This is a genomic window from Pseudomonas sp. SK2 (assembly GCF_016772395.1).
Classification (GTDB): Bacteria; Pseudomonadota; Gammaproteobacteria; order Pseudomonadales; family Pseudomonadaceae; genus Aquipseudomonas; species Aquipseudomonas taiwanensis.
In genome coordinates, this window is the sequence record NZ_CP061944.1 from 1,269,659 (window position 1) to 1,289,556 (window position 19,898).

At 62.2% G+C, this 19,898-nt stretch carries 15 protein-coding genes and 1 pseudogene; 11 read left to right on the forward strand and 5 right to left on the reverse strand.

Translation table 11 applies throughout. The features are described 5' to 3' along the window. Positions 1 to 152: 152 nt before the first annotated feature. Positions 153 to 2,336 carry a hypothetical protein gene (locus IF103_RS05645; RefSeq protein WP_027907487.1) on the reverse strand — a complete coding sequence of 728 codons (2,184 nt, stop codon included), beginning with the start codon at positions 2,334 to 2,336 and terminating at the stop codon, positions 153 to 155. 199 nt (positions 2,337 to 2,535) lie between these two features. On the opposite strand from IF103_RS05645, the gene IF103_RS05650 reads away from it, so the two are divergent. Continuing rightward, complete coding sequence (locus IF103_RS05650; protein WP_023379085.1) at positions 2,536 to 3,423, forward strand: NAD(P)-dependent oxidoreductase; 888 nt, start codon at positions 2,536 to 2,538, stop codon at positions 3,421 to 3,423. On the opposite strand, the gene IF103_RS05655 is transcribed toward IF103_RS05650, so the two are convergent. Then, entirely contained in the window at positions 3,323 to 5,587 is a 2,265-nt protein-coding gene (locus IF103_RS05655) for a putative bifunctional diguanylate cyclase/phosphodiesterase (protein ID WP_027907488.1), read from the reverse strand. The genes IF103_RS05650 and IF103_RS05655 overlap by 101 nt on opposite strands. 316 nt (positions 5,588 to 5,903) lie before the next feature. Beyond that, positions 5,904 to 8,750 carry an RNA polymerase-associated protein RapA gene (gene rapA, locus IF103_RS05660; protein WP_023379087.1) on the reverse strand — a complete coding sequence of 949 codons (2,847 nt, stop codon included), beginning with the start codon at positions 8,748 to 8,750 and terminating at the stop codon, positions 5,904 to 5,906. Between the two features lie 129 nt (positions 8,751 to 8,879). Between rapA and IF103_RS05665 the strand changes: the two genes are divergently transcribed. From IF103_RS05665 to IF103_RS05690, 7 genes are all read left to right on the forward strand, one after another. Continuing rightward, positions 8,880 to 9,575 (forward strand): M949_RS01915 family surface polysaccharide biosynthesis protein, encoded by a 696-nt coding sequence (locus IF103_RS05665; RefSeq protein WP_023379088.1) that lies wholly within the window; start codon positions 8,880 to 8,882, stop codon positions 9,573 to 9,575. A 108-nt stretch (positions 9,576 to 9,683) separates the two neighbouring features. Further along, positions 9,684 to 10,010, forward strand: coding sequence for a hypothetical protein (locus tag IF103_RS05670; protein ID WP_023379089.1), 327 nt, complete (start codon positions 9,684 to 9,686; stop codon positions 10,008 to 10,010). Between the two features lie 67 nt (positions 10,011 to 10,077). After that, the gene (locus IF103_RS05675) at positions 10,078 to 10,239 is read left to right on the forward strand and encodes a hypothetical protein (RefSeq protein ID WP_023379090.1); all 162 of its coding nucleotides are present in this window, start codon (positions 10,078 to 10,080) and stop codon (positions 10,237 to 10,239) included. Between the two features lie 134 nt (positions 10,240 to 10,373). Further along, positions 10,374 to 10,490: a cytochrome c oxidase subunit CcoM gene (gene ccoM, locus IF103_RS25105; RefSeq protein ID WP_023379091.1), complete on the forward strand. Its 117-nt coding sequence runs from the start codon at positions 10,374 to 10,376 to the stop codon at positions 10,488 to 10,490. A 192-nt stretch (positions 10,491 to 10,682) separates the two neighbouring features. Then, positions 10,683 to 12,671: an FUSC family protein gene (locus IF103_RS05680; RefSeq protein ID WP_027907489.1), complete on the forward strand. Its 1,989-nt coding sequence runs from the start codon at positions 10,683 to 10,685 to the stop codon at positions 12,669 to 12,671. After that, a complete protein-coding gene (locus tag IF103_RS05685; protein WP_023379093.1) occupies positions 12,658 to 12,864 on the forward strand; it encodes a DUF1656 domain-containing protein in 207 nt (68 codons plus the stop codon). Before IF103_RS05680 ends, IF103_RS05685 begins: the two co-directional genes overlap by 14 nt. Positions 12,865 to 12,876: 12 nt before the next feature. Beyond that, complete coding sequence (locus IF103_RS05690; protein ID WP_023379094.1) at positions 12,877 to 13,743, forward strand: efflux RND transporter periplasmic adaptor subunit; 867 nt, start codon at positions 12,877 to 12,879, stop codon at positions 13,741 to 13,743. A gap of 27 nt (positions 13,744 to 13,770) precedes the next feature. Here the strand turns inward: IF103_RS05690 and IF103_RS05695 are convergent, their stop codons facing one another. Next, a complete protein-coding gene (locus tag IF103_RS05695) occupies positions 13,771 to 14,529 on the reverse strand; it encodes an SDR family NAD(P)-dependent oxidoreductase (protein WP_202675926.1) in 759 nt (252 codons plus the stop codon). A gap of 113 nt (positions 14,530 to 14,642) precedes the next feature. On the opposite strand from IF103_RS05695, the gene IF103_RS05700 reads away from it, so the two are divergent. Both IF103_RS05700 and IF103_RS05705 read left to right on the forward strand, forming a co-directional pair. After that, positions 14,643 to 15,554 carry a LysR family transcriptional regulator gene (locus IF103_RS05700; RefSeq protein ID WP_023379096.1) on the forward strand — a complete coding sequence of 304 codons (912 nt, stop codon included), beginning with the start codon at positions 14,643 to 14,645 and terminating at the stop codon, positions 15,552 to 15,554. Between the two features lie 117 nt (positions 15,555 to 15,671). Further along, positions 15,672 to 15,992: a DUF2025 family protein gene (locus IF103_RS05705; protein WP_023379097.1), complete on the forward strand. Its 321-nt coding sequence runs from the start codon at positions 15,672 to 15,674 to the stop codon at positions 15,990 to 15,992. A 5-nt stretch (positions 15,993 to 15,997) separates the two neighbouring features. Here the strand turns inward: IF103_RS05705 and IF103_RS05710 are convergent, their stop codons facing one another. Continuing rightward, complete coding sequence (locus tag IF103_RS05710; protein ID WP_023379098.1) at positions 15,998 to 18,583, reverse strand: bifunctional diguanylate cyclase/phosphodiesterase; 2,586 nt, start codon at positions 18,581 to 18,583, stop codon at positions 15,998 to 16,000. Between the two features lie 221 nt (positions 18,584 to 18,804). Here IF103_RS05710 and IF103_RS05715 point away from each other — a divergent pair. Next, positions 18,805 to 19,898: pseudogene (locus IF103_RS05715) on the forward strand (MBL fold metallo-hydrolase).

Genomic DNA, 19,898 nt, shown 5'->3' on the forward strand with positions numbered 1-19,898 from the left:
TCACAACGGTGCGCATTGACGCTCACGTAAGGTGGAAGTTGGTAACAGTGTCGTGTTGATTCGGCGGGGCGGTAACAGTTTACGGGATGCGTAATGTCCCACCGCCGACCAGCCGGCTCCTACCGGGTGCTGTAGGAGCCAGCACGACGATGTCAGTAATCGACCCGGCCGGTGTGGCTGTTGAGCGAGATCACCCGGGTCTTGCCGATGCGGTGGCGGAAGATCTCGCGCAGGTACTTCACCGCCTTCTTCACGCATTCGCGCGACAGCCTAATGTCATTGATCGACACGAACCGGCTCTTGTCGTTGATCAATTCCCGGTATTTCTTCTCGTACATCGGCTTGATCGCATACCAGTTGGTATCGAGGATCTTCGCCGGGTTCTCGAACTCGTTCAGTAGGTCGTCGATGCGGTCTTCATCGAAGTGCTCGCTGGTGATGAACTCCAGGATGGCGTTGTCCAGGGTGTCGTCGAAACGGTACGGCGTGCGGGCGAAGCAGCGTTTGATGAACGCCACGATCAGGGTCAGGAAGTCATCCGACAGGCACGGGCTCTTGGCGATCAGTGTGGTCAGCGACAGGTTGGCCGAGGCGCCGATGACCAGCGCATAACGCTTGAGCGTGGTGTTGGGGAACAGGCTGTTGAGGTGGGTCTTGAGCCGATTCAGGTCCATGTACGACAGCTTGTAGTCCTTGGGCAGCGACACGATCGACACCACCGACGAGCAGTTCTTGAAGAAGTGCAGGTCGTGCAGGGCCGCGGCGTCGTAGCCCGAAGCCTGGTATTGCTCCAAGGCTGCCCGGTAGCGACGCGACTCGATCGGCAACAGGCTGATGCCTTCGATTGCCTGGGTCTGCTTGTTGAAGTGCGGCAGGTCGATCGAGCGGAAGAACAGGTCGTCGATGTCCAGGCGCGGCGTTTCGCGCTCGAAGACCTTGAACTTGTCCGAACCCTGGACCGGAATTTCCGGCACCACCGATTCTGCGTAGGCAATGGCCACTGGGCCGGCCAGGCTCATGAACAGGTCGTTGGCGTCCAGGCGGATGGTTTCGCCGATGTCGATGCCGGCGCGACGGAAGTAGTTCTGGTCGTAGTCGGTAGTGACCGCCTGGGCCGTGAGGATGTTGAAGATTTGCTGGGAGATGTACTGGTTGGCGTGCTTCTCCATGGCGTTGACGTCGATGTTGTGGATCGTGCCGTCGTCGCTTTCTTCGGCGTAGCGCATGATGTCGTTCGAGATCAGCATCATTGCGTTCCAGGGGCGAATGCGGCCCATGACGCTGGCTTCGCTGCTGTCCTCGTTGTCGAAGTTGTACGAGAAGTCCCATTCTTCGGACAGGTATTTGCACAGCAGCCGGCCGGCGTTGATGTGCAGCGCTTCGGACATTTCGCTGCGGTGGTCCGAAATGTTTGGCAGCACGCAGATGCCGCTGGTGAAGATCGGCTCGAAGACGAACGAGTGTCCGCTCTTGCCGTCGTTCTCGTCCGCCTGCTTGGTGTCGAAGGTCTTGTTCATGTACGAATACTGCTGGGCCAGGCCGAACTCCGAGGCCATGCCTGAGCCGGTACCGCCGCCAGCGCTGAAGATGTAGAAGTACAGGCGCGACTGGTTGGCCTTGATGCCGCAGGAGTCGATCAGGTACGAGTGGATCAGTTTCCAGTCGGCGCTGGAAAAGCGCTGGGTGTCCTTGTTGAGGATGATCTTGGCCAGGTACTGGCCGAGGATTGGGGCATTACCGGCCCCCCCTGCGTGGACCTCGGACAGGTCCATGATCTTCATCTTGCTGTAGTCGCGCAGGAACTCGCCACGCTCGCCCTTGCGCGAGAAACGAATGCGCCCGGCGATGTCTTTGTCCAGGTCGCCCAGCATCACCAGCGGTTCGACCAGAAACACGGGTTTCGCGCCTTTGTTTTGCACCAGGCGCAGGTTCTGACGAATCCAGCGCGCCGGGCTGTAGCCCGATTCGCCCTTGTTACGGTCCTCGTTGTTGAATTCGTTGAGGAAGAAGGTGCGGGCGTTGTACACCAGTTCGGCAACATCAAGAGCAATGTTCGAGCCGCAGCGGCCCAGGCCGATCAGGCAGACCGAGGGAAACTGCTGTTCCAGGCGCAGCTGGCTTTCGTCTTCGATGTGCAGGTTCTGCGGGAACACCAGGTCGCGCAGGCCGTCGAGGTTGTCGAGGATGCGCTGAATATCCTGCTCGGTGAAGTACAGGTACTGCTGTGCTGGCGCGCTGCGCACTGGCAGAGCTTCTCGAGCACCGCTGGCGGTCAGCGAAGTGGAGTGTGTCGTCGACTCGGGGACCGCATTGGCAGAAGTGTTCGTAGAAGTCATAGTGCGCCATTTACCTGAGGTGGTGGGCCCCTGGGTGGGCATGTCATCTAGCCATCACCAGGGTTTCGGCGACTGTAGCAGTGCGCCTTTTTCGGATGCGATAGGGGTTTGCCTTACAGCTTCTAAGGATTTTTTCTATCGCTCCGGCACTGCATCGTCCGATTGTCATGCTTCTTTAATCTTCTGCCAGGAGTCGTTCATGAGTACTGCACTGCCTTCGCTGGGATTCGCCGGAATTGGCCTGATGGGACTGCCAATGTGCCGGCGCCTGCTGGCTGCGGGTTACCCCCTGACCGTGTGGAATCGCAGCCCGGAGAAGTGTGCCGAGCTGGTTGCCGCCGGGGCGAAGCTGGCACATAGCCCAGCAGAACTGAGCCGTGGCAGCGACATGGTGCTGCTTTGCCTGGCCGATACGGCAGTGGTGCGTGAAGTGGTGTTCGGCGAGCAAGGCGTCGTTCACGGAGGGCGCAGCGGGCAATTGCTGATCGACTTCTCCAGTCTTGAACCGACGGCCACTCGCGAAATGGCTGCTGAAGTGGCCGCCCTGTGTGGCATGGCCTGGCTGGATGCGCCGGTATCGGGGGGGACGCCTGGCGCGGAAGCGGGGACCCTGGCGATCATGGTCGGCGGGGAGCCGAGTGATCTTGAGCGCGCTCGACCCATTCTGCTGACCCTGGGCCAGCGAGTCACGCACATGGGGGCAGTGGGAGCGGGGCAGGTGACCAAGGCCTGCAATCAGATGATCGTGGCGTGCAATGCCTTGGTGATTGCCGAAGTGGTGGCCCTGGCGGAGCGGTCAGGGGTTGACGCGACCTTGATCGCCGAAGCGCTGGCAGGGGGCTTCGCCGACTCCAAGCCCCTGCAGATCCTGGCGCCGCAAATGGCCGAAAGCCGCTTCGAACCGATCAAGTGGCATGTGCGCACGCTGCTCAAGGACCTCGATGGCGCCGTCAAGTTTTCCCGCGAGCAGGGCTCGGCAACACCCGTTACCGCCCTCGCCGCGCAACTGATGCGCTTGCACGGTAGCCAAGGGAATCTGCAAAAAGATCCGGCGACCCTGGTAGAACTGTATCGTAACAAGGAGTGAGGCGGCTTTCCTGGCGGTCGAGCCGCTCCAGGATCGGCCGCAGGTCCGCCAGCGGCACTGGTCGGCTCAGCAGGTACCCTTGCAGGTAGTCGCAGCCGTGGGTGGCGAGGAATTCGTGTTGTTCGATGGTCTCGACACCCTCGCAGACCACCTGCAGGTGGAGGGTGTGGGCCATGACGATGATCGCCTGGACGATTTCCCGGTCCTTCTGGTTGCCGGGCACGTCCTGGAGAAAACTGCGGTCGATCTTCAGCACATCCAGCGGCAAGCGCTTGAGGTAAGCCAGCGACGAATAGCCGGTGCCGAAGTCATCGATCGACAGGGCAACGCCCTGGGCGCGGATACGCTTGAAAAGCCCTGCAGTGCGCTGGACATCACCCATCAGGGCATTTTCGGTCACCTCGAGTTCCAGTTGGCGCGGCGCAAGCCCAGCTTCCAGCAAGGCCATTTCTACCTCATTGGCCAGCTCTTCGCGGCCTAGGGTCACGGCCGAACAGTTCACCGTAACCTTCAGGCTGGTGTAGCCGTGGCGGTTGAGCTGGGCCAGGTCCTTGCAGGCGTGGTGCAGCACCCACAGGTCAAGGTCGACGATCAGCCCGTTGGCTTCGGCGATGCCGATGAAACGATCGGGGCTTAGCAGGCCGTGTTGCGGGTGTTGCCAGCGTACCAGCGCTTCGAGTTTGGCCACCTGGCCCGTGCGCAGGTCGAAGATGGGCTGGTAATGCACGCACAGTCCGCACTCCTCGAGCAGGGCGATGCGCAGTTCCTCTTCCAGTTGCAGTTCAAGGGTCGCCCGGTTCTTCAGTCCGCTGTTGAAGAAGTGCAGGCTATTGCGTCCGCAGCCCTTGGATTGATAAAGGGCCAGGTCGGCATGCTTGAGCAGTTCTTCAGCGGTTTGGCCATCTTCCGGGAATATGCTGATGCCAATACTGGTGGTCATCACCATGCGCCGGCCGCCCAGGTCGATGGGGTCTTTCATGCGTTGCATGATGCGTTGGGCCAGGTGGCGAGCCTCATCGGGGTTGTTCAGGCTGGTGACCACGCAGAACTCGTCGCCCCCCAGCCGTGCCACCAGGTCCTGACTGCGGGTGGCGGCCTTGATATGGTCGGCGATGACCTTCAGTAGCTCATCGCCCGCATCGTGACCAAGGCTGTCATTGATGCGCTTGAAATGGTCGATGTCGAGGAACATCACCGCCAGGCGACTCTGGCGGTCCTGATGCTCGGCCAGGCGTTCGGCGAACACTTCGTTGAAACCTCGGCGGTTGACCAGATTGGTCAAGGCATCGTAGTGAGCGGCTTGCTGCAGGGAGGCGCGGGCCTGATCGAGCTGGTTGAGCAGGACGCTGTAGCGGCGCAGGTCGTGTTCCTGACGTTGCAGCTTCTTGTCGGCCAGCGCGGCGCTGATGCTGCTGCCACTGATCAGCAAGGTGATCACGGCGATGGTCAGGCCCAGTTGCAGGCTGTTATCACCCGAAGGCAAGCTCAAGGCCGTGTCGGCTGGTATGACCAAGGTCATCGCGGCCATGGCGGTGAAATGCGTGGCGACGATACCGCCCGCCATGACCAGGCTGGCGCCGTATTTCATGGCCAAATGCCAAGTGCCGCTACCGTTGCGGAAGTACCGCGCCAGCAGCAGGGCGGTGAGGCTGGTGAGAAAGGCGATGGCGGTACAGGCCAGCAACAGGTCGGTACGGTAATACTGCTGGGCGCCGGTCTGCAGCGCAGCCATGCCGACGAAGTGCATGAGGATGATGCCCGCGCCAATGAGCAGGGCGCTTTGCAAATAGTTGTGCGCAAGCATTTGTACACGGTTGAGGCTGTACATCGCCAGCCAGGCAACCACCAATGCAATCAAGAGCGAAAGGCCGGTAAGAGAGACGTCATAGTGGACTTCCAGCGGTGCCTGGAAGGCGAGCATGCTGATGAAGTGCATGGCCCAGATACCGCCAGCCAGGCAGAAGGCGCCAAGTGCCCGCCATTGTCGTTGGGCTTTGGCATTTTCGCAGTGACATTGGCGTTCTGCCATGTCCAGGGTGGCGAAACACCCGGCACAGGCCACGGCATAAGCGAGCAGGATCAGTAGCGGCTCATGCCGGCAGTCAATGACAATCTGCCCGTTGATAGGAAGCTCGGAGAACAATTGCAGTCCCAGCCATTCCATAGCATGCCTCTTCGTCGAGTTTTCACTCGTCTCCAAAATGCGGGGTGGAGACTGACCAGACGAAAGTATAGGAACAGCTATTCAGGCCTTCATGACTAATGGCACTTTGAAAGCAATGATTTCGGCATCGGGCTGATAGCGGAGGGATATAACGACCTCGCGAACGAAAACTTGCGGGACTTACCCATGTGGTAGCGGATCGCTGTGGGAGCGGTCTTGCGTCGCGATAGGGTCGCATCGCGGCCCCCCAGGCTTCCCGCGCAGCGGAGCGCGGCCCGTCTCGACAGCAAGAGGCTCCCACAGAGCCGGCGGATAATCAGCCTGCGACCAGCACTCGAATCGCCTCCAGTCGCAAGGCTGCCTTATCCAGCATTGCCAAGCCTTCTTCACGCTGCTTGCGCAGGGCGTCGATTTCGCTGTCACGCACGCTTGGATTGACGGCCTTGAGCGCGGTCAGACGCGCCAGCTCTTCATCCGCCTCGGCGGCCAGTCGGCGCTGGGCCTCGGCCACGCGCTCGATGTGGGTCGGCATGACCTTGGCTTCGCCACCGCTGATCCGTTTGGCCAGCACGTCGCGCTGGGCCTGGACGAACTTGTTGGCGCTGGCGCGAGGTACGCTTTCGAGTTGGTCGTTGAGGGTTTCGAAGGCGACGCGCGCCGCCAGGTCATTACCGTTGGCGTCCAGCAGGCAGCGCAGTGCAGCAGGTGGCAGGTAGCGGCCCAACTGCAGGCTGCGCGGTGCCACCACTTCGCTCACGAACAGCAATTCCAGCAGCACCGTGCCGGGCTTGAGCGCCTTGTTCTTGATCAGGGCTACGGCGGTGTTGCCCATCGAGCCGGACAGCACCAGGTCCATGCCGCCTTGCACCATCGGATGTTCCCAGGTCAGGAACTGCATGTCTTCGCGCGACAGCGCCTGGGTGCGGTCGTAGGTGATGGTCACGCCTTCGTCGTCTCCGAGCGGGAAGCTGGCATCGAGCATCTTCTCGCTTGGCTTGAGGATCAGCGCGTTCTCGGAGTGGTCTTCGCTGTCGATACCGAAGGCGTCGAACAGGGTTTCCATATAGATAGGCAGGGCGAACTGGTCGTCCTGCTCGAGAATCGCCTCGACCAGCGCCTGGCCTTCGCCAGCACCGCCGGAGTTGAGTTCCAGCAAGCGGTCACGGCCGCTGTGCAGTTCGGCTTCCAGACGCTCGCGCTCGGCGCGGGCTTCGGCCACCAGCCCATCCCATGCCTTGGCGTCGCCACCTTCGAGCATCGGCAGCAGGCGTGGGCCAAACTGGTGTTGCAGGGCGTTGCCGGTTGGGCAGGTGTTGAGGAAGGCGTTGAGGCCCTGGTGGTACCACTGGAACAGACGCTCCTGCGGGCTGTCCTGCAGGTAGGGAATGTGCAGCTCGATGGTGTGTTTCTGACCGATTCGGTCGAGGCGGCCGATCCGCTGTTCGAGCAGGTCCGGGTGGGCCGGCAGGTCGAACATCACCAGGTGATGGGCGAACTGGAAGTTGCGGCCCTCACTGCCGATTTCGGAGCAGATCAGCACCTGGGCGCCGAACTCCTCGTCGGCGAAGTAGGCCGCGGCGCGGTCGCGCTCGAGGATACTCAGGCCTTCATGGAACACCGTGGCTGGAATGCCGGAGCGCACGCGCAGGGCGTCTTCCAGGTCCATGGCAGTCTCGGCGTGGGCGCAAATCACCAGCACCTTGGTGCGTTTGAGCATCTTCAGGGTGTCGATCAGCCAGTCGACCCGTGGGTCGAAACGCCACCAGCGTTCGTCATCGCTGACCTCGCCCTGGGCCTGGAAGGCCACTTCCGGGTAAAGCTCCGCGTGCTCGCCAGCGGGCAAATCGCGGTACTGCTCCGGATTGGCCAGCGGGTAAGGGTGCAATTGGCGCTCGGGAAAGCCCTGGATCGCCGCCCGGGTGTTACGGAACAGCACGCGGCCGGTACCGTGACGGTCCAGCAGCTCACGGATCAGGCGCGCGCTGGCCTCGGTGTCGCCATCGCTCACGGCTGCCAGCAGGGCTTCGCCCTCGGCACCGAGGAAGTTGAGGATGGTGGCGTGGGCCTTGGGTGACAGGCGACCTTCGTCAAGCAGCTCCTGGACAGCCTCGGCAACCGGGCGATAGTGCTCGCTTTCGGCGCGGAAGGCGGCCAGGTCGTGGAAGCGGTTCGGGTCCAGCAGGCGCAGGCGGGCGAAGTGGCTGTCCTGACCGAGCTGTTCAGGCGTCGCGGTGAGCAACAGCACGCCCGGGATCACCTGGGCGAGCTGTTCCACCAGGCCGTATTCGGCGCTGACCTGGTCTTCGTGCCACACCAGGTGGTGCGCTTCGTCGACCACCATCAGGTCCCAGCCGGCAGCGAACAGGGCATCCTGGGCCTTTTCGTCGTCCACCAGCCATTCCAGCGCGACCAGCGCCAGCTGGGCATCTTCGAATGGGTTGCTGGCATCGCTTTCGATGAAGCGTTCGGCATCGAACAGGGCGACTTGCAGGTTGAAGCGCCGACGCATTTCCACCAGCCACTGGTGCTGAAGGTTTTCCGGGACCAGGATCAGCACTCGGCTGGCACGCCCGGACAGCAACTGGCGATGGATCACCAGGCCAGCCTCGATGGTCTTGCCCAGGCCGACTTCGTCGGCCAGCAGAACACGAGGCGCGCTACGGTCTGCCACTTCGCGGGCAATATGCAGCTGGTGGGCGATGGGTTGCGCACGGCAACCGCCCAGGCCCCATAGCGAGGACAGCATCTGCTTGCTGGTGTGCTGCAGGGTGTTGTAGCGCAGGGAGAACCACGACAGTGGGTCGATCTGGCCGGCGAACAGGCGGTCACTGGCCAGACGGAACTGAATGAAGTTCGACAGCTGGGTTTCCGGCAGGGTGCGCGGCTGATTGTTGCCATCCAGGCCGTGGTAGACCATCAGGCCATCGGCATCCTCGACTTCGCGTACGGTCAGCTTCCAACCTTCGAAGTGTGTGATTTGGTCACCGGGCGAGAAGCGCACACGGGTCAGCGGCGCATTGCGCAGGGAATACTGACGTGTGTCGCCAGTGGCCGGGTAGAGCACGGTCAACAGGCGGCCATCCTGCGCCAGGATGGTACCCAGGCCGAGCTCGGCTTCGCTGTCACTGATCCAGCGTTGCCCCGGTTGATACTGCTGCGCCATACTGCCTGAACTCCCGCGTTGAAAAGCCGGCTATGTTAACGGATAGGCCGGTCAGACCAAAGAGTGAAGACCAAGAGTCTAGCTGTTTCATCGACGAACACCGTCCTGCCGACGAGGGTCCGAACCGATATGCCTGTGAAGCACCCCTGGTTGAGCGCCTCAATGGCCATCAGTAGCGTTTTGCTGCTGGCCGCCTGTGAACAGAAGAATTTCGAGACCCTGCCTGCGATCCCGGTCGATCAGCTCGAGGTGCTGGGGGTGCAGACGCCGATCAAGAGCGTCCACTTCCGTGACCGCGATGGCGAGGGCCTGTTGGTACTGAGCCGCGTCGATGGCCAGGCCACCGACCCTGACACCGAGCAGGAAGTGGACAAGGTGCAGCTCAAGGCCACCCTGTATGGGCGTGCCGCAGAGCGCGACGCATTCAAGCCGCGCTGGCAGATCGAACAGGAGACCAGTTGCCCGGGGCTGGACCTGGATGTGGACTTCTACACCGATGTCAGTGACGTCAGCGACTTGAACAAGGACGGTGTCGCCGAGGTCACAGTGGCAAGCCATGCCTTCTGCGGCGGTGGCATCGATCCGCACGATATCTCCATCGAGCTACGTGAGGGGCAGGCAAGCTACACGATTACCGGGCAGTCGCTGATCACGCCCGCGGGCGAGGAGCCGATCGGTGGCGAGCGCGACGACAGTGCATCGCTGAAGAACGCGCCCCAGGTCCTGCGTGAGCACATGGATGCGGTCTGGCAGCAGGTTTACAAGCGCCCCTGGAGCGAAACCAGCCCGCCGGTCGATGACGACCCCGAGGACGACACCGAGTAAGCGTCGTCCTCATCGGCGGCCACTGACCGTGACACACCACAGGTTTATACCCACCAGGATTCAAGGCGGATTCTGGCCGGCCGATACAGTGGCTACAGGAGAACTCCCATGCTGCCGCCGCTCATCCCGCTCAGTGCTGTCCCGGTCACCTCGCAACTGGACCCGGTCAAACCGACGCCCGACATCAAGCCGGTGGTGCCCGCGCAGCCATCCTCCAGCGAAAGCGCCATCGACCTCAAGCAGCACCGTGATCCCGAGGAGCAGGCCGTGCTGTTGCGCGACGAGCAGCGGCGTCAGCAGCGTCGCAAGAAGGGCGATGATGAGCGCTACACTGCGCTGCCTGGTGACGAGGTGAATGCAGACAACACCGTGCCGGTCGCGCCACTGATGGGCGAACAGCCGCGCCAAGGGCTGCTGGTGGACATCGAAGTCTGACCAGGGACTGGTCATGACCGGCTCCTGGCTTCATCATGCAAGACTCTGCTGACCGTCGAGCCCACCCATGAGCCAAGACAACCTCATCGACTTCGATGCTGAACGCGCCAAGCGCATTCACGACCTCAAGGAAAAGCGCCTGAACGAAGTGCGTCAGGCCTTCGAGCAAGCCATGCCGCTGGCTGGCGCGAAGAAAAAGAAGCCCAAGGGCAAGCCCAAGAAGCGCTGAAACTTGACGCAGGTCAACCCTGTACCCGCCTCGCGTGCCCGCTCCAGGGCACCATTGACACCGATCAATTATTCACTCCCCTCGATTAGATACCTTGCACCCATCGGACAACGGCAAACGAATGGGAGGCCGACATGTTCTTCGACAATGTGGTCATCGCTGGCGTGGTAACAGTCGGGTTGATGTTTGCATTCTTTGCCGGTCTAGGACTTTTCATCTGGAAGGATTCGAACAAGCGCAAGCCGCGCTGACCTTCCAGATTCACGTGCACGCAAGGCATTTAGGGCGACTTCGGTCGCCCATTTTTTTGCCCGCGATTTGCTAAATCCAGGCCAGGTATCGCCTGACTTGAATAGATTGATAGCTAGCTAATTAATCGGTTCCGCATTATCCTTCTCCGTGTTGTCTATCTTTTCTGTAACCAGCCCCGCAAGGTCCGATTCGTGCCCATCACTTTCCAGGCCCTGTTCGCTCCCAGCAGCCTCGCCATCAAGTTCGCCATCAAGACCGTGCTCGGCGGTGGTCTGGCGCTCTGGCTGGCCATGCGCTGGGGGTTGGAGCAGCCGTCTTGGGCGTTGATGACCGCGTTCATCGTGGCTCAACCGCTATCGGGGATGGTGGTGCAGAAAGGCCTGGCTCGATTGGCCGGGACCTTGGTCGGTACCATCATGTCGGTGGTGTTCATGGCGTTGTTCGCCCAGACACCCTGGTTGTTCCTGATCACCTTGGCGCTGTGGCTGGCGTTGTGCACAGCGGCCTCGACCCAGCTGCGCAGCGCCTGGGCCTATGCCTTCGTTCTGGCTGGCTACACGGTGGCGATCATTGCCCTGCCGGCAGTCAATCACCCGCTGCAGGTGTTCGACCAGGCCGTGGCCCGCTGCACCGAAATCTGCCTGGGGATCTGCTGCGCTACCGCCACCAGCGCGTTGCTCTGGCCAATGCGGGTCGAGCAGCAACTGAGCGGCCAGGCGCGTCAGGCCTGGCAGACCGGGCTGCAAGCGGCCGCCGCCATGCTCGGCGGGGAGGACGAAGCGCGTAAAGGATTGCTGGAGATTCTTGGACGCATCGTGGCCATCGATTCCCAGCGTGAACACGCCTGGTTCGAAGGTAATCGTGGGCGGCAGCGCGCCAGCGCCATCCGCGGGCTTAGCCAGAAACTGATGGTGCTGTTGCGCATCTCGCGCTCGGTGCGTCGGCAATGGCGCCAGCTCGATGAGCAGGAAGCCGGTCATATCGCGCCCTGGCTGGAGGAGGTGCGGGCGCTGCTGATCCAGCCTGACAAGCCAAGCTTGCTGGTTTTGCGCCAGCGTATCTGGGATGCGGCCCACGATGAACATATCAGCTCGGCAGAACACTATTGTCTGGCGCGCATGACGCTGTTGATCGACGTTGCCATGGCCGCGACCCAGGCGGTGGAGGATGTCGAGGCCGGCAGGGCGCCGAAGGATGCCGCGCCGGGCCTTGCCGTGCACCGTGACCTGCCGCTGGCCCTGCTGTTCGGCGCCCGCAGTGCGTTGGCGTTTCTGGTCATGAGCAGTTTCTGGCTGGCTACCGCCTGGCCGTCGGCGCCAGGCGGCCTGGTGTTGACTTGCGTTGTCTGCAGCCTGTTTGCCAGCCGTGAGAATGGCGCACAGATAGGCCTGAGCTTCCTGCGTGGGATCTTGCTGGCGTTTCCGGTGGCATTTCTGGTCGGAGAAATTCTCCTGCCCCAATGGAGCAGCTTCGCCATGCTTTGCCTGGGCATGGGCGTGCCGTTGTTCTTCGGCGCTCTGTGCATGGCCAACCCTCGCACGGCGGGTACGGCCACGTCCTATTGCCTGCACTTCATCGTCTTGGTGTCGCCGCTCAATACCATGAAATTCGATGTGGCGAACATGCTCAACAGCGCGCAGGCCATGTTGATCGGGGTCGGAGCGGCCGTGCTGGCGTTCCGTCTGGTGGTGTTGCGCCACCCAGCCTGGCTTGGCCGACGCCTGCGGGCCGCGACCCAGAGCGACCTGGTGCGCCTGACCCGACGTGATTTGCGGGGTGCCGACAGCTGGTTCGGCGGACGGATGGCCGACCGCCTGATGAAGCTTGCCCATCACGCCAGCGAACTCCCCGAGGCTGAGCGCAAACGATGGGACGATGGCCTGCATGGCCTGGATATCGGTGATGAACTCGTTCACCTGCGCATGTGCCTGGCGGTGGCGAACGTGCCGATTGGCAGCTTCGAGCGCGAATACCTGCAGCAAGTGGAGCACGTGTTGGCCAATGGGCCGGCAGCCGGGCGTGGGGAGCAGCTGGATGCTGCCAGCGAGCGCTTCATCGAGGTCTTGCGTCGTCAGCCACCCAGCGATCCGCTGCGATTGGCCGAAGGTGCGGTGCTGCAATTGCAGAAAAGCTGGCGTAAATGGTGTCGCTGGCAGGAGGAAGCCCATGGGTTTGCGTGAGTGGGCGGTGGGCGGCGTGCTGCTCAGCCCTTTTCTGATCTACGTCTTGATGGCATTGGTGGTGACTGGCGTATTGCGTCTGGTGGTCCAGGCCACGCCCCTGGGGCGCTGGATCTGGCACGAAGCGTTGTTCGACGCGGCGTTGTTCGTCTGCGTGCTGTACCTGGTGGTGCGTTCGTTGGGACCTTTGTAAGGAGTTGAGTCGATGCGTACAGTCGTACGTACCTTGGTGACCCTCTGCGTGGTGGCACTTGCCGTGCTCGCAGGTTTCAAGCTTTGGCAGTACTACATGCTCACCCCCTGGACCCGTGACGCACGTGTGCGTGCGGATGTGGTGGTGATCGCCCCCGACGTCTCCGGTTGGGTCCGCGGGCTGAACGTTCATGACAACCAGCAGGTCAAGGCCGGTGATTTGCTCATGAGCATCGACCGCGAGCGCTTCGAGGCTGCGGTGGAGCAAGCCAGCGCCGTGGCCGAGACCCGTCGTCAACAGGTTCGCCTGCGTGAGCGCGAAGCGGCGCGGCGCACGGCGCTGGGGCCGGACGCGATCAGCGCGGAGCTACGCGAGAATGCCCAGATCAACGCCGCCATCGCGCGTGGCGAGTTGCGCGAGGCAGAAGCCCAGTTGCAGGTCGCCAAGATCAACCTGGCCCGCAGCGAGGTGCGGGCGCCTCGAAGTGGGCATATCACCAACCTGCGCCTGGCCGAAGGCAACTATGTGAATACTGGGCAAGCGGTGATGGCCCTGGTCGACGATTCGACGTTCTACATCCAGGCCTATTTCGAGGAGACCAAGCTGCCAAGCATCCGCGAGGGCGATACCGTGAAGGTCTGGCTGATGGGCGCGGGCGAGGCGATGCAAGGGCATGTACAAAGCATCGGCCGGGGGATTACCGACAGCAACAGCAACCCGGACAGCCAGCTGTTGCCGGAGGTAGAGCCGACGTTCAACTGGGTGCGGCTGGCCCAGCGGATTCCCGTGCGTATCCGACTCGACGAGATTCCCGAGGGCGTGCACCTGAGTGCAGGGATGACTGCCAGCGTGCAAGTGCACGACGACCCGCAACCGTGAGGGCCGCAAAGCGGCCCCGGCAGACCGTCAGAGGAACATACCGCCCGAGACCTCCAGCCGTTGCCCGGTGATCCAGCCATTGCCCTCCGCGAGCAGCAGGGCAATCGCCGCGCCGATGTCGTCGGGCAAGCCGACTCGTCCCAGCGCTGTATTGCTGGCAATGAAGTCATTGACCTGGCGGTTGTCGCGCACCACACCGCCGCCAAAATCGGTCTCGATCGCGCCGGGGGCAAGGATGTTGACCCGGATACCCCGCGCGCCTAGTTCCTTGGCCTGATACCGCGTCAACACCTCCATCGCACCTTTCATCGCGGCATAGGCGGCGTAGCCTGGCAGTACGAAGCGCGCCAAGCCGGATGAAATGTTGACGATGCGGCCACCGTCGGCCAGCACAGGCAGCAGCTGCTGGGTGAGGAAGAACGGTCCCTTGAGCTGGATGTTCAGCAACTGGTCGAACTGTGCTTCGGTGGTTTGCGCGAACGGCACGTTCAGGCCGATTCCGGCGTTGTTCACCAGAAAATCCAACTTCTCGCGCGCGAATCGCTCCCGCAGTGTGGTGCTCAGGCGTTCGGCGAAGGCCTTGAAACTGCTGCTGTCGCTGACGTCGAGTTGCAGCATGGCGGCCTTGACTCCTGTCTGCTCCAGGGCGATGGCCACTGCTTGGGCGTCGTCCACCTTGCTGTGGTAGGTGCCGATGATATCGATGCCACGTGCGGCCAGATGTTCGGCTGTGTTCCTGCCCAAGCCGCGGCTGGCACCTGTGATCAGGGCAATCTTGCGGGTCATGTCGATTTCCTCATGGGATGGCGATGAGGAAAGGTTATTGGTCGTCCTTGTGCTGTTAAATCCCGCGAAACCGGAAATACTGTTCGGCATGTCCGAATAATCAGAGGGTCCGTATGAACAAGCTGGCGTTACTGCGCACTTTCGTCCGGGTGACCGAGGTCAACAGTTTTACGCTGGCCGCCGAAAGTCTGGGTCTGCCGCGCTCGACGGTTTCCGAGCAGATCAGGGCCCTTGAGCGGTTGCTCGGCACCCGGCTGTTCAACCGCACAACCCGACGGATGCAGGCCACGCAGGATGGTGCGCTGCTTTATGCGCGCAGCAAGGACTTGCTGTCGGGCATGGATGAGATCGAGAGCCTGTTCCGTGCCGATGACGCCGAGTTGGCTGGGCGCCTGCGCGTCGATTTGCCGACCATGATGGCCAGACGGGTGATCATTCCGGCATTGCCGGCGTTTCTGGCGCGTTTTCCGCGGCTGGAGGTGGAAATCAGCTGCACCGACCGGCAAGTCGATTTGCTGCGAGAGGGGTTCGATTGCGTGATGCGTATCGGCGCCTTGAGCGACCTGGATGTGGTGGCGCGGGCGATCGGCCAACTGAGCATGTGCAATTGCGCGAGCCCTGACTACTTGGCCCGCCACGGCGTGCCGAGCCGCCTCGAAGACTTGGCCGGACATCAGTTGGTGCATTATGTCCGAAACCTCGGTGCGCGCAGTCCAGGGTTTGAGTACGAGCGGGACGGCGAACTGCATTACCAAGCCATGGCCGGCGTGGTCACGGTCAACAATGCTGAAGCCTATTCGGCCGCCTGCCTGGCCGGCCTGGGGTTGATCCAGGTCCCCGCGGTTGGGGTTTCCGAGCATCTGGCGCAGGGCAATCTGGTGACAGTGCTTCACCCTTGGCAGGCACGCGCCATGCCGGTGTCACTGTTGTACGCCCGGCAACAACATGTACCGCGTCGGGTCCAGGCGTTCATGAACTGGCTGACGGTGCTGTTGGCGTCGCAGGTCGACCCTTCGCGAAACTGAAATTTCTTGGCAAATGCCTGGCCAGTTACGCTAGGCTGGCCGCTGCGCGTTGCCCGTCAGAGGCAACCGTTCCCCGCCAGGCGTGCGTTACTTCCCATTATTTTGCGAGGTTACGACATGGCCATTTCCTCCCAGGACATCTGCAACGCCGCCGACCAGCTCAAAGGGTTCGTGGGTTTCCACGGCAAGCGCGGGGTTCATATCGTGCGTTTTTCCGAAGACTCGTTCGGCATGGATGTGGCCGACGACAGCATCACGCCATGCAGCGAATTCGTCTGGCGGCCCGAGCCGGGACAGCGCATGGCGTTGTGCCGGACGCGGCTTGCCCTGTTGCTCGCGCAACACGTGGATGACCGCTTGAATATCGGCGAGCCATTGCGCATTTACCTGCGGCGTAGCGACCTGCCGGAAATCCTGGCCGAGCGCCGTTTGCGCTAACACGCTCAGGAGGCATCGAGCGAGCGGCCGGGCGCTTGCTGCAGCAACGCCTCGAACCCTGCCTTGTCCAGCGGCCGGCTGAGGAAAAAGCCTTGCACCTCGTGGCAGCGGTCGTTCTCCAGGGCCTTGAGCTGTTGGGCGGTTTCAACGCCCTCGGCAGTGACTGTCAGCCCCATGGCTTGCCCCAGGTTGATGATTGCCTGGACCACCGCACGATCGCTGGCGCTGGGGTTGTTCAGGCCTGCGATGAAGCGCTTGTCGATCTTGATGCTGTCGAATGGATAGGTGCGCAGGTAACCCAACGAGGAGTAACCGGTTCCAAAGTCGTCCATGTTCAGGCGCACGCCCAGTTCCTTGAGCGCCTGCAGGGTGGCCAGGGCGCCCTCGATATCATTGAGCATCACGTTTTCGGTGATCTCCAGCTCCAGGCGCTGAGCCGGGAAGCCAGTCTCCAGCAGGATCTGGCGCACATCGGCCACCACATTGCTGCGCAAGAACTGTGCGGGCGACAGGTTGACGGAGATCAGCAGGTTGTCCGGCCAGCTGTAGGCGGTATTGCAGGCCTCGCGCAGTACCCACCGGCCAAGGGCGTTTATCAGGTCGCTTTGTTCGGCCAACGGGATGAAGGTATCGGGACCCAGCAGCCCCTCCTGAGGATGCTGCCAGCGCACCAGCGCTTCGACCGAGACGATGCGCAGGTCGTCGAGGTTGTAGCGTGGTTGGTAGTACAGCAGCAGCTCGTCGTTGCGCAGGGCTCGACGCAGATCGTTTTCGAGCTGGCGACGGTACTGGATCTGCTGGTTCATTTCCGGGGCGAAATAGCGCCAGGTGCTCTTGCCTTCTGCCTTGGCCTGATACAGCGCAATATCCGCACAGCGGATCAGTTCACCGGCATCACAGCCTTGCGTGCGGGTCTGGGCGATGCCCATGCTGACGCCGATATGCACGGGCTGTTCTTCGAACAGGATCGGCTGCTTGAGCAGTTCGACCAGGCGCGCGCATAGCCGGTCGACTTCATTGCGGTTGTCGATGCCATCCAGCACCACGACGAACTCGTCGCCGCCCAGTCGGGCCACCAGGTCCACATCACGAGTGGTATCACGCAGGCGGGTGGCCACCTCTTGCAGCACCGCGTCACCCGCCGCGTGGCCGAGGGAATCATTGATCGGTTTGAAATTGTCCAGGTCCAGCAACAGCAAGGTCAGCGAACAGGCATCGCCTCCTTGCAGCAACGCCTGTTCAAGGTGCCGGGACAGCTTGTTGCGATTGGCCAGCCCGGTCAGCGGGTCGTGCAAGGACAAATGCTGGATGCGCGCATGGGCCGCGACCTCGTCGGTGATGTCGCTGGCGGTACCGCGAAATCCGAAGGGTTTGCCATCGTAGATGATCGCCCTTGCCGAGATCCGGCAGTAGCGGTTCTGTCCGGTACTGTCGCGGTAGGCACAGCGCAGGTTGGCCAGTTGCTGTGGGTCGGCCTCGGCCTGGGCATCGAGCCAGGTCGACAGGGGCGTGGTATCGCAGGCCAGCAGCAGGTTGATAGGTTGCCCCAGCCAGCTGTCGACCGGGTAGCCTGTGACGCTGACGAAGCGCTGGGACAGATACGTCAGGCGCTGCTGGCGGTCGGTTTCCCAGATCCAGTCGGAAGCGGCTTCGGCCACGGCCCTGAAACGCTGTTCGCTGGCCTCGAGGGCGCGATTGCTCTGTTGCAGGCGCTCAAGACTCAGGTCGATGGCGCGGGCGCTGCGCAGGGCATGGCGGAACAGATACAGCATTACCAGGCTCAATACCAGTAGCGCGCACAGCAGCGGGGGCAGTACCGCCCAGAGCAATTGGCGCCCTGGCGATGGGCTGTCCCAGGCCAGGTGGTAACCGGTTTCACCCAGGGCAATACGCTGGGTCGTCCGTGAGCCGGGTGTGTCTCTTTCGATGTGCATGTTCGCAAGGCCTGCGCCAGCGCCGAGCCGGGCCAGCTTGTCTTCGGTCAACTGGTCGACGAACAGCATGACCGGCGCTTCCCGCACTTCGCTGTCCTGCACGTCCCTGTCCGGACGCACCGCAGCGGCGCTCAACACGGCGGGCCAGCCGTTGAACAGCACGAAGCGGGTGACTTGCTCCCGTGCACTGGCAGCACGGCGGGCTTGGGCGACGATGTCGGCCAGCGGCGCGTCGATGTAACTACTGGCCGCAGCTTCGGTGGGCTTGCCCTTGAACAGGGCGTAGCCGGTGCGCTGGTCATCGACCACGAACACCCCTTCGTAACCACTGGCGCTGTAAAGCGACTCGCCGACGTTTTTCTCTTCATACGCCCACTGCCAGTCCACTACCTTGGCCAGGTGCTCGTAGGCGGCGTCCCAAACCGCGTAGCTGGAGAGAAATTGTCGCGATGCCTGCAAGCGCTGCTCCAAGGCCTGTGTGGCATGGAAAGTACTGCTTTGCTGCTCCTGTCGATCGAGGGTGGCGGCGATGTTGAACAGTGCCCCAAGGGTCACCAGGCACGCGAGGCCGAATACTGCGCAGAAGCCGGCGACCAGACGGCCCATCGGTAGGGACGGGGAGGGGGTGTCGAGAGGAAGGGTGGCGGTCCTGGCCATGGGCGAACGACTCCTTCGTGAACTCCGAGCTCCCGCAGGTCAACCCCTCGGAAGGTTCACTCAGGATAGGCCAGCTTGAGTGTCGTGGCCTTGTGGAGAGCGAAATTGACCGATGACAGCGTTCATCGCATCGATCGCACCGACATGAGTGAACAGCGCTTGATCGCGGAAAAATGCCCTTAAAAGCCATTTCACGGTTGATGCGAGCGCTGTGGGGTAACATGAAGGCTTTCCTCATGCTTGGAGTCCTGCAGCTCATGGTCCAGATGGCTACCCCTGCCAGCGAGCTGGCGCCACGGCGCGACGGGCGCTTTCACAACCAGGTGCTTCTGCCACAGGACGGCATGTTGAAGAAACTGCGTATTGGCCTGAAGTACCTGTTCATCCGCAAACCGCCTGAAACCCGACCCGCAGCGGCCATCAGTCTCCAGGCGATGACCCGGCAGCAGGTGCTCGATGCGCCAGATCACAGCCTCTGGCGGTTGGGCCACTCCACGGTGTTGATCAAGTTGCGTGGACGGTTTTTCATGACCGACCCCGTATTCGCCGAGCGTGCCTCGCCGGTGCAATGGGCCGGCCCGCTGCGCTTCCATGCGCCACCGATGGGGCTGGACGACTTGCCGCGGCTGGCAGCGGTGGTGCTGTCCCATGACCATTACGACCACCTCGACGAGCAGGCCATTCGCCGCCTCGCCCCAAAACCGAACGTTTTCTAGCGCCGCTGGGGGTGGGAGACCTGCTGATTGGATGGGGTGTGCCGGCGCACAAGGTCGCCCAATTGGACTGGTGGCAGGAGACCGAAGTCGATGGCGTACGTTTCGTGGCTACACCCGCCCAGCATTTCTCCGGGCGCGGGTTGTTCGACAGCAATCGCACCTTATGGGCGTCCTGGGTGGTGATCGACGAACAGATGAAGCTGTTCTTCAGTGGCGACACCGGCTATTTCGACGGTTTTCGCCAGATCGGCGAGCGCTTTGGTCCCTTCGATCTGACCCTGATAGAGACCGGTGCCTATAACGTAGCCTGGCCGAACGTGCACATGCAGCCCGAGCAAAGTCTGCAGGCCCACCTCGACCTGCGTGGGCGCTGGCTGCTGCCGATTCACAATGGCACGTTCGACCTGTCCATTCATGGGTGGCAGGAGCCCTTCGAACGAATACTCGAATTGACCTCTGCCGCGCAGGTTCGCCTGTGCACCCCGCAGATGGGCGAGCGTGTCAGTATCGACTCGCCTCACGAGGGGCAGAACTGGTGGCAGCCACGGCCCGTGCCAGAGCAGGGCAGCGTGCCTGAACGTGCCGTGGCCAGCCGCTGA

What these genes read in the sequence shown, in the direction of transcription:
- IF103_RS05705 (WP_023379097.1), top strand. Translation starts at nt 15,672, where the DNA reads ATGGCCATTTCCTCCCAGGACATCTGCAACGCCGCCGACCAGCTCAAA.
- IF103_RS05675 (WP_023379090.1), top strand. Translation starts at nt 10,078, where the DNA reads ATGAGCCAAGACAACCTCATCGACTTCGATGCTGAACGCGCCAAGCGC.
- IF103_RS05655 (WP_027907488.1), bottom strand. Translation starts at nt 5,587, where the DNA reads ATGGAATGGCTGGGACTGCAATTGTTCTCCGAGCTTCCTATCAACGGG.
- IF103_RS05690 (WP_023379094.1), top strand. Translation starts at nt 12,877, where the DNA reads ATGCGTACAGTCGTACGTACCTTGGTGACCCTCTGCGTGGTGGCACTT.
- IF103_RS05645 (WP_027907487.1), bottom strand. Translation starts at nt 2,336, where the DNA reads ATGACTTCTACGAACACTTCTGCCAATGCGGTCCCCGAGTCGACGACA.
- IF103_RS05700 (WP_023379096.1), top strand. Translation starts at nt 14,643, where the DNA reads ATGAACAAGCTGGCGTTACTGCGCACTTTCGTCCGGGTGACCGAGGTC.
- IF103_RS05710 (WP_023379098.1), bottom strand. Translation starts at nt 18,583, where the DNA reads ATGGCCAGGACCGCCACCCTTCCTCTCGACACCCCCTCCCCGTCCCTA.
- ccoM (WP_023379091.1), top strand. Translation starts at nt 10,374, where the DNA reads ATGTTCTTCGACAATGTGGTCATCGCTGGCGTGGTAACAGTCGGGTTG.
- IF103_RS05665 (WP_023379088.1), top strand. Translation starts at nt 8,880, where the DNA reads ATGCCTGTGAAGCACCCCTGGTTGAGCGCCTCAATGGCCATCAGTAGC.
- rapA (WP_023379087.1), bottom strand. Translation starts at nt 8,750, where the DNA reads ATGGCGCAGCAGTATCAACCGGGGCAACGCTGGATCAGTGACAGCGAA.
- IF103_RS05685 (WP_023379093.1), top strand. Translation starts at nt 12,658, where the DNA reads ATGGGTTTGCGTGAGTGGGCGGTGGGCGGCGTGCTGCTCAGCCCTTTT.
- IF103_RS05650 (WP_023379085.1), top strand. Translation starts at nt 2,536, where the DNA reads ATGAGTACTGCACTGCCTTCGCTGGGATTCGCCGGAATTGGCCTGATG.
- IF103_RS05695 (WP_202675926.1), bottom strand. Translation starts at nt 14,529, where the DNA reads ATGACCCGCAAGATTGCCCTGATCACAGGTGCCAGCCGCGGCTTGGGC.
- IF103_RS05670 (WP_023379089.1), top strand. Translation starts at nt 9,684, where the DNA reads ATGCTGCCGCCGCTCATCCCGCTCAGTGCTGTCCCGGTCACCTCGCAA.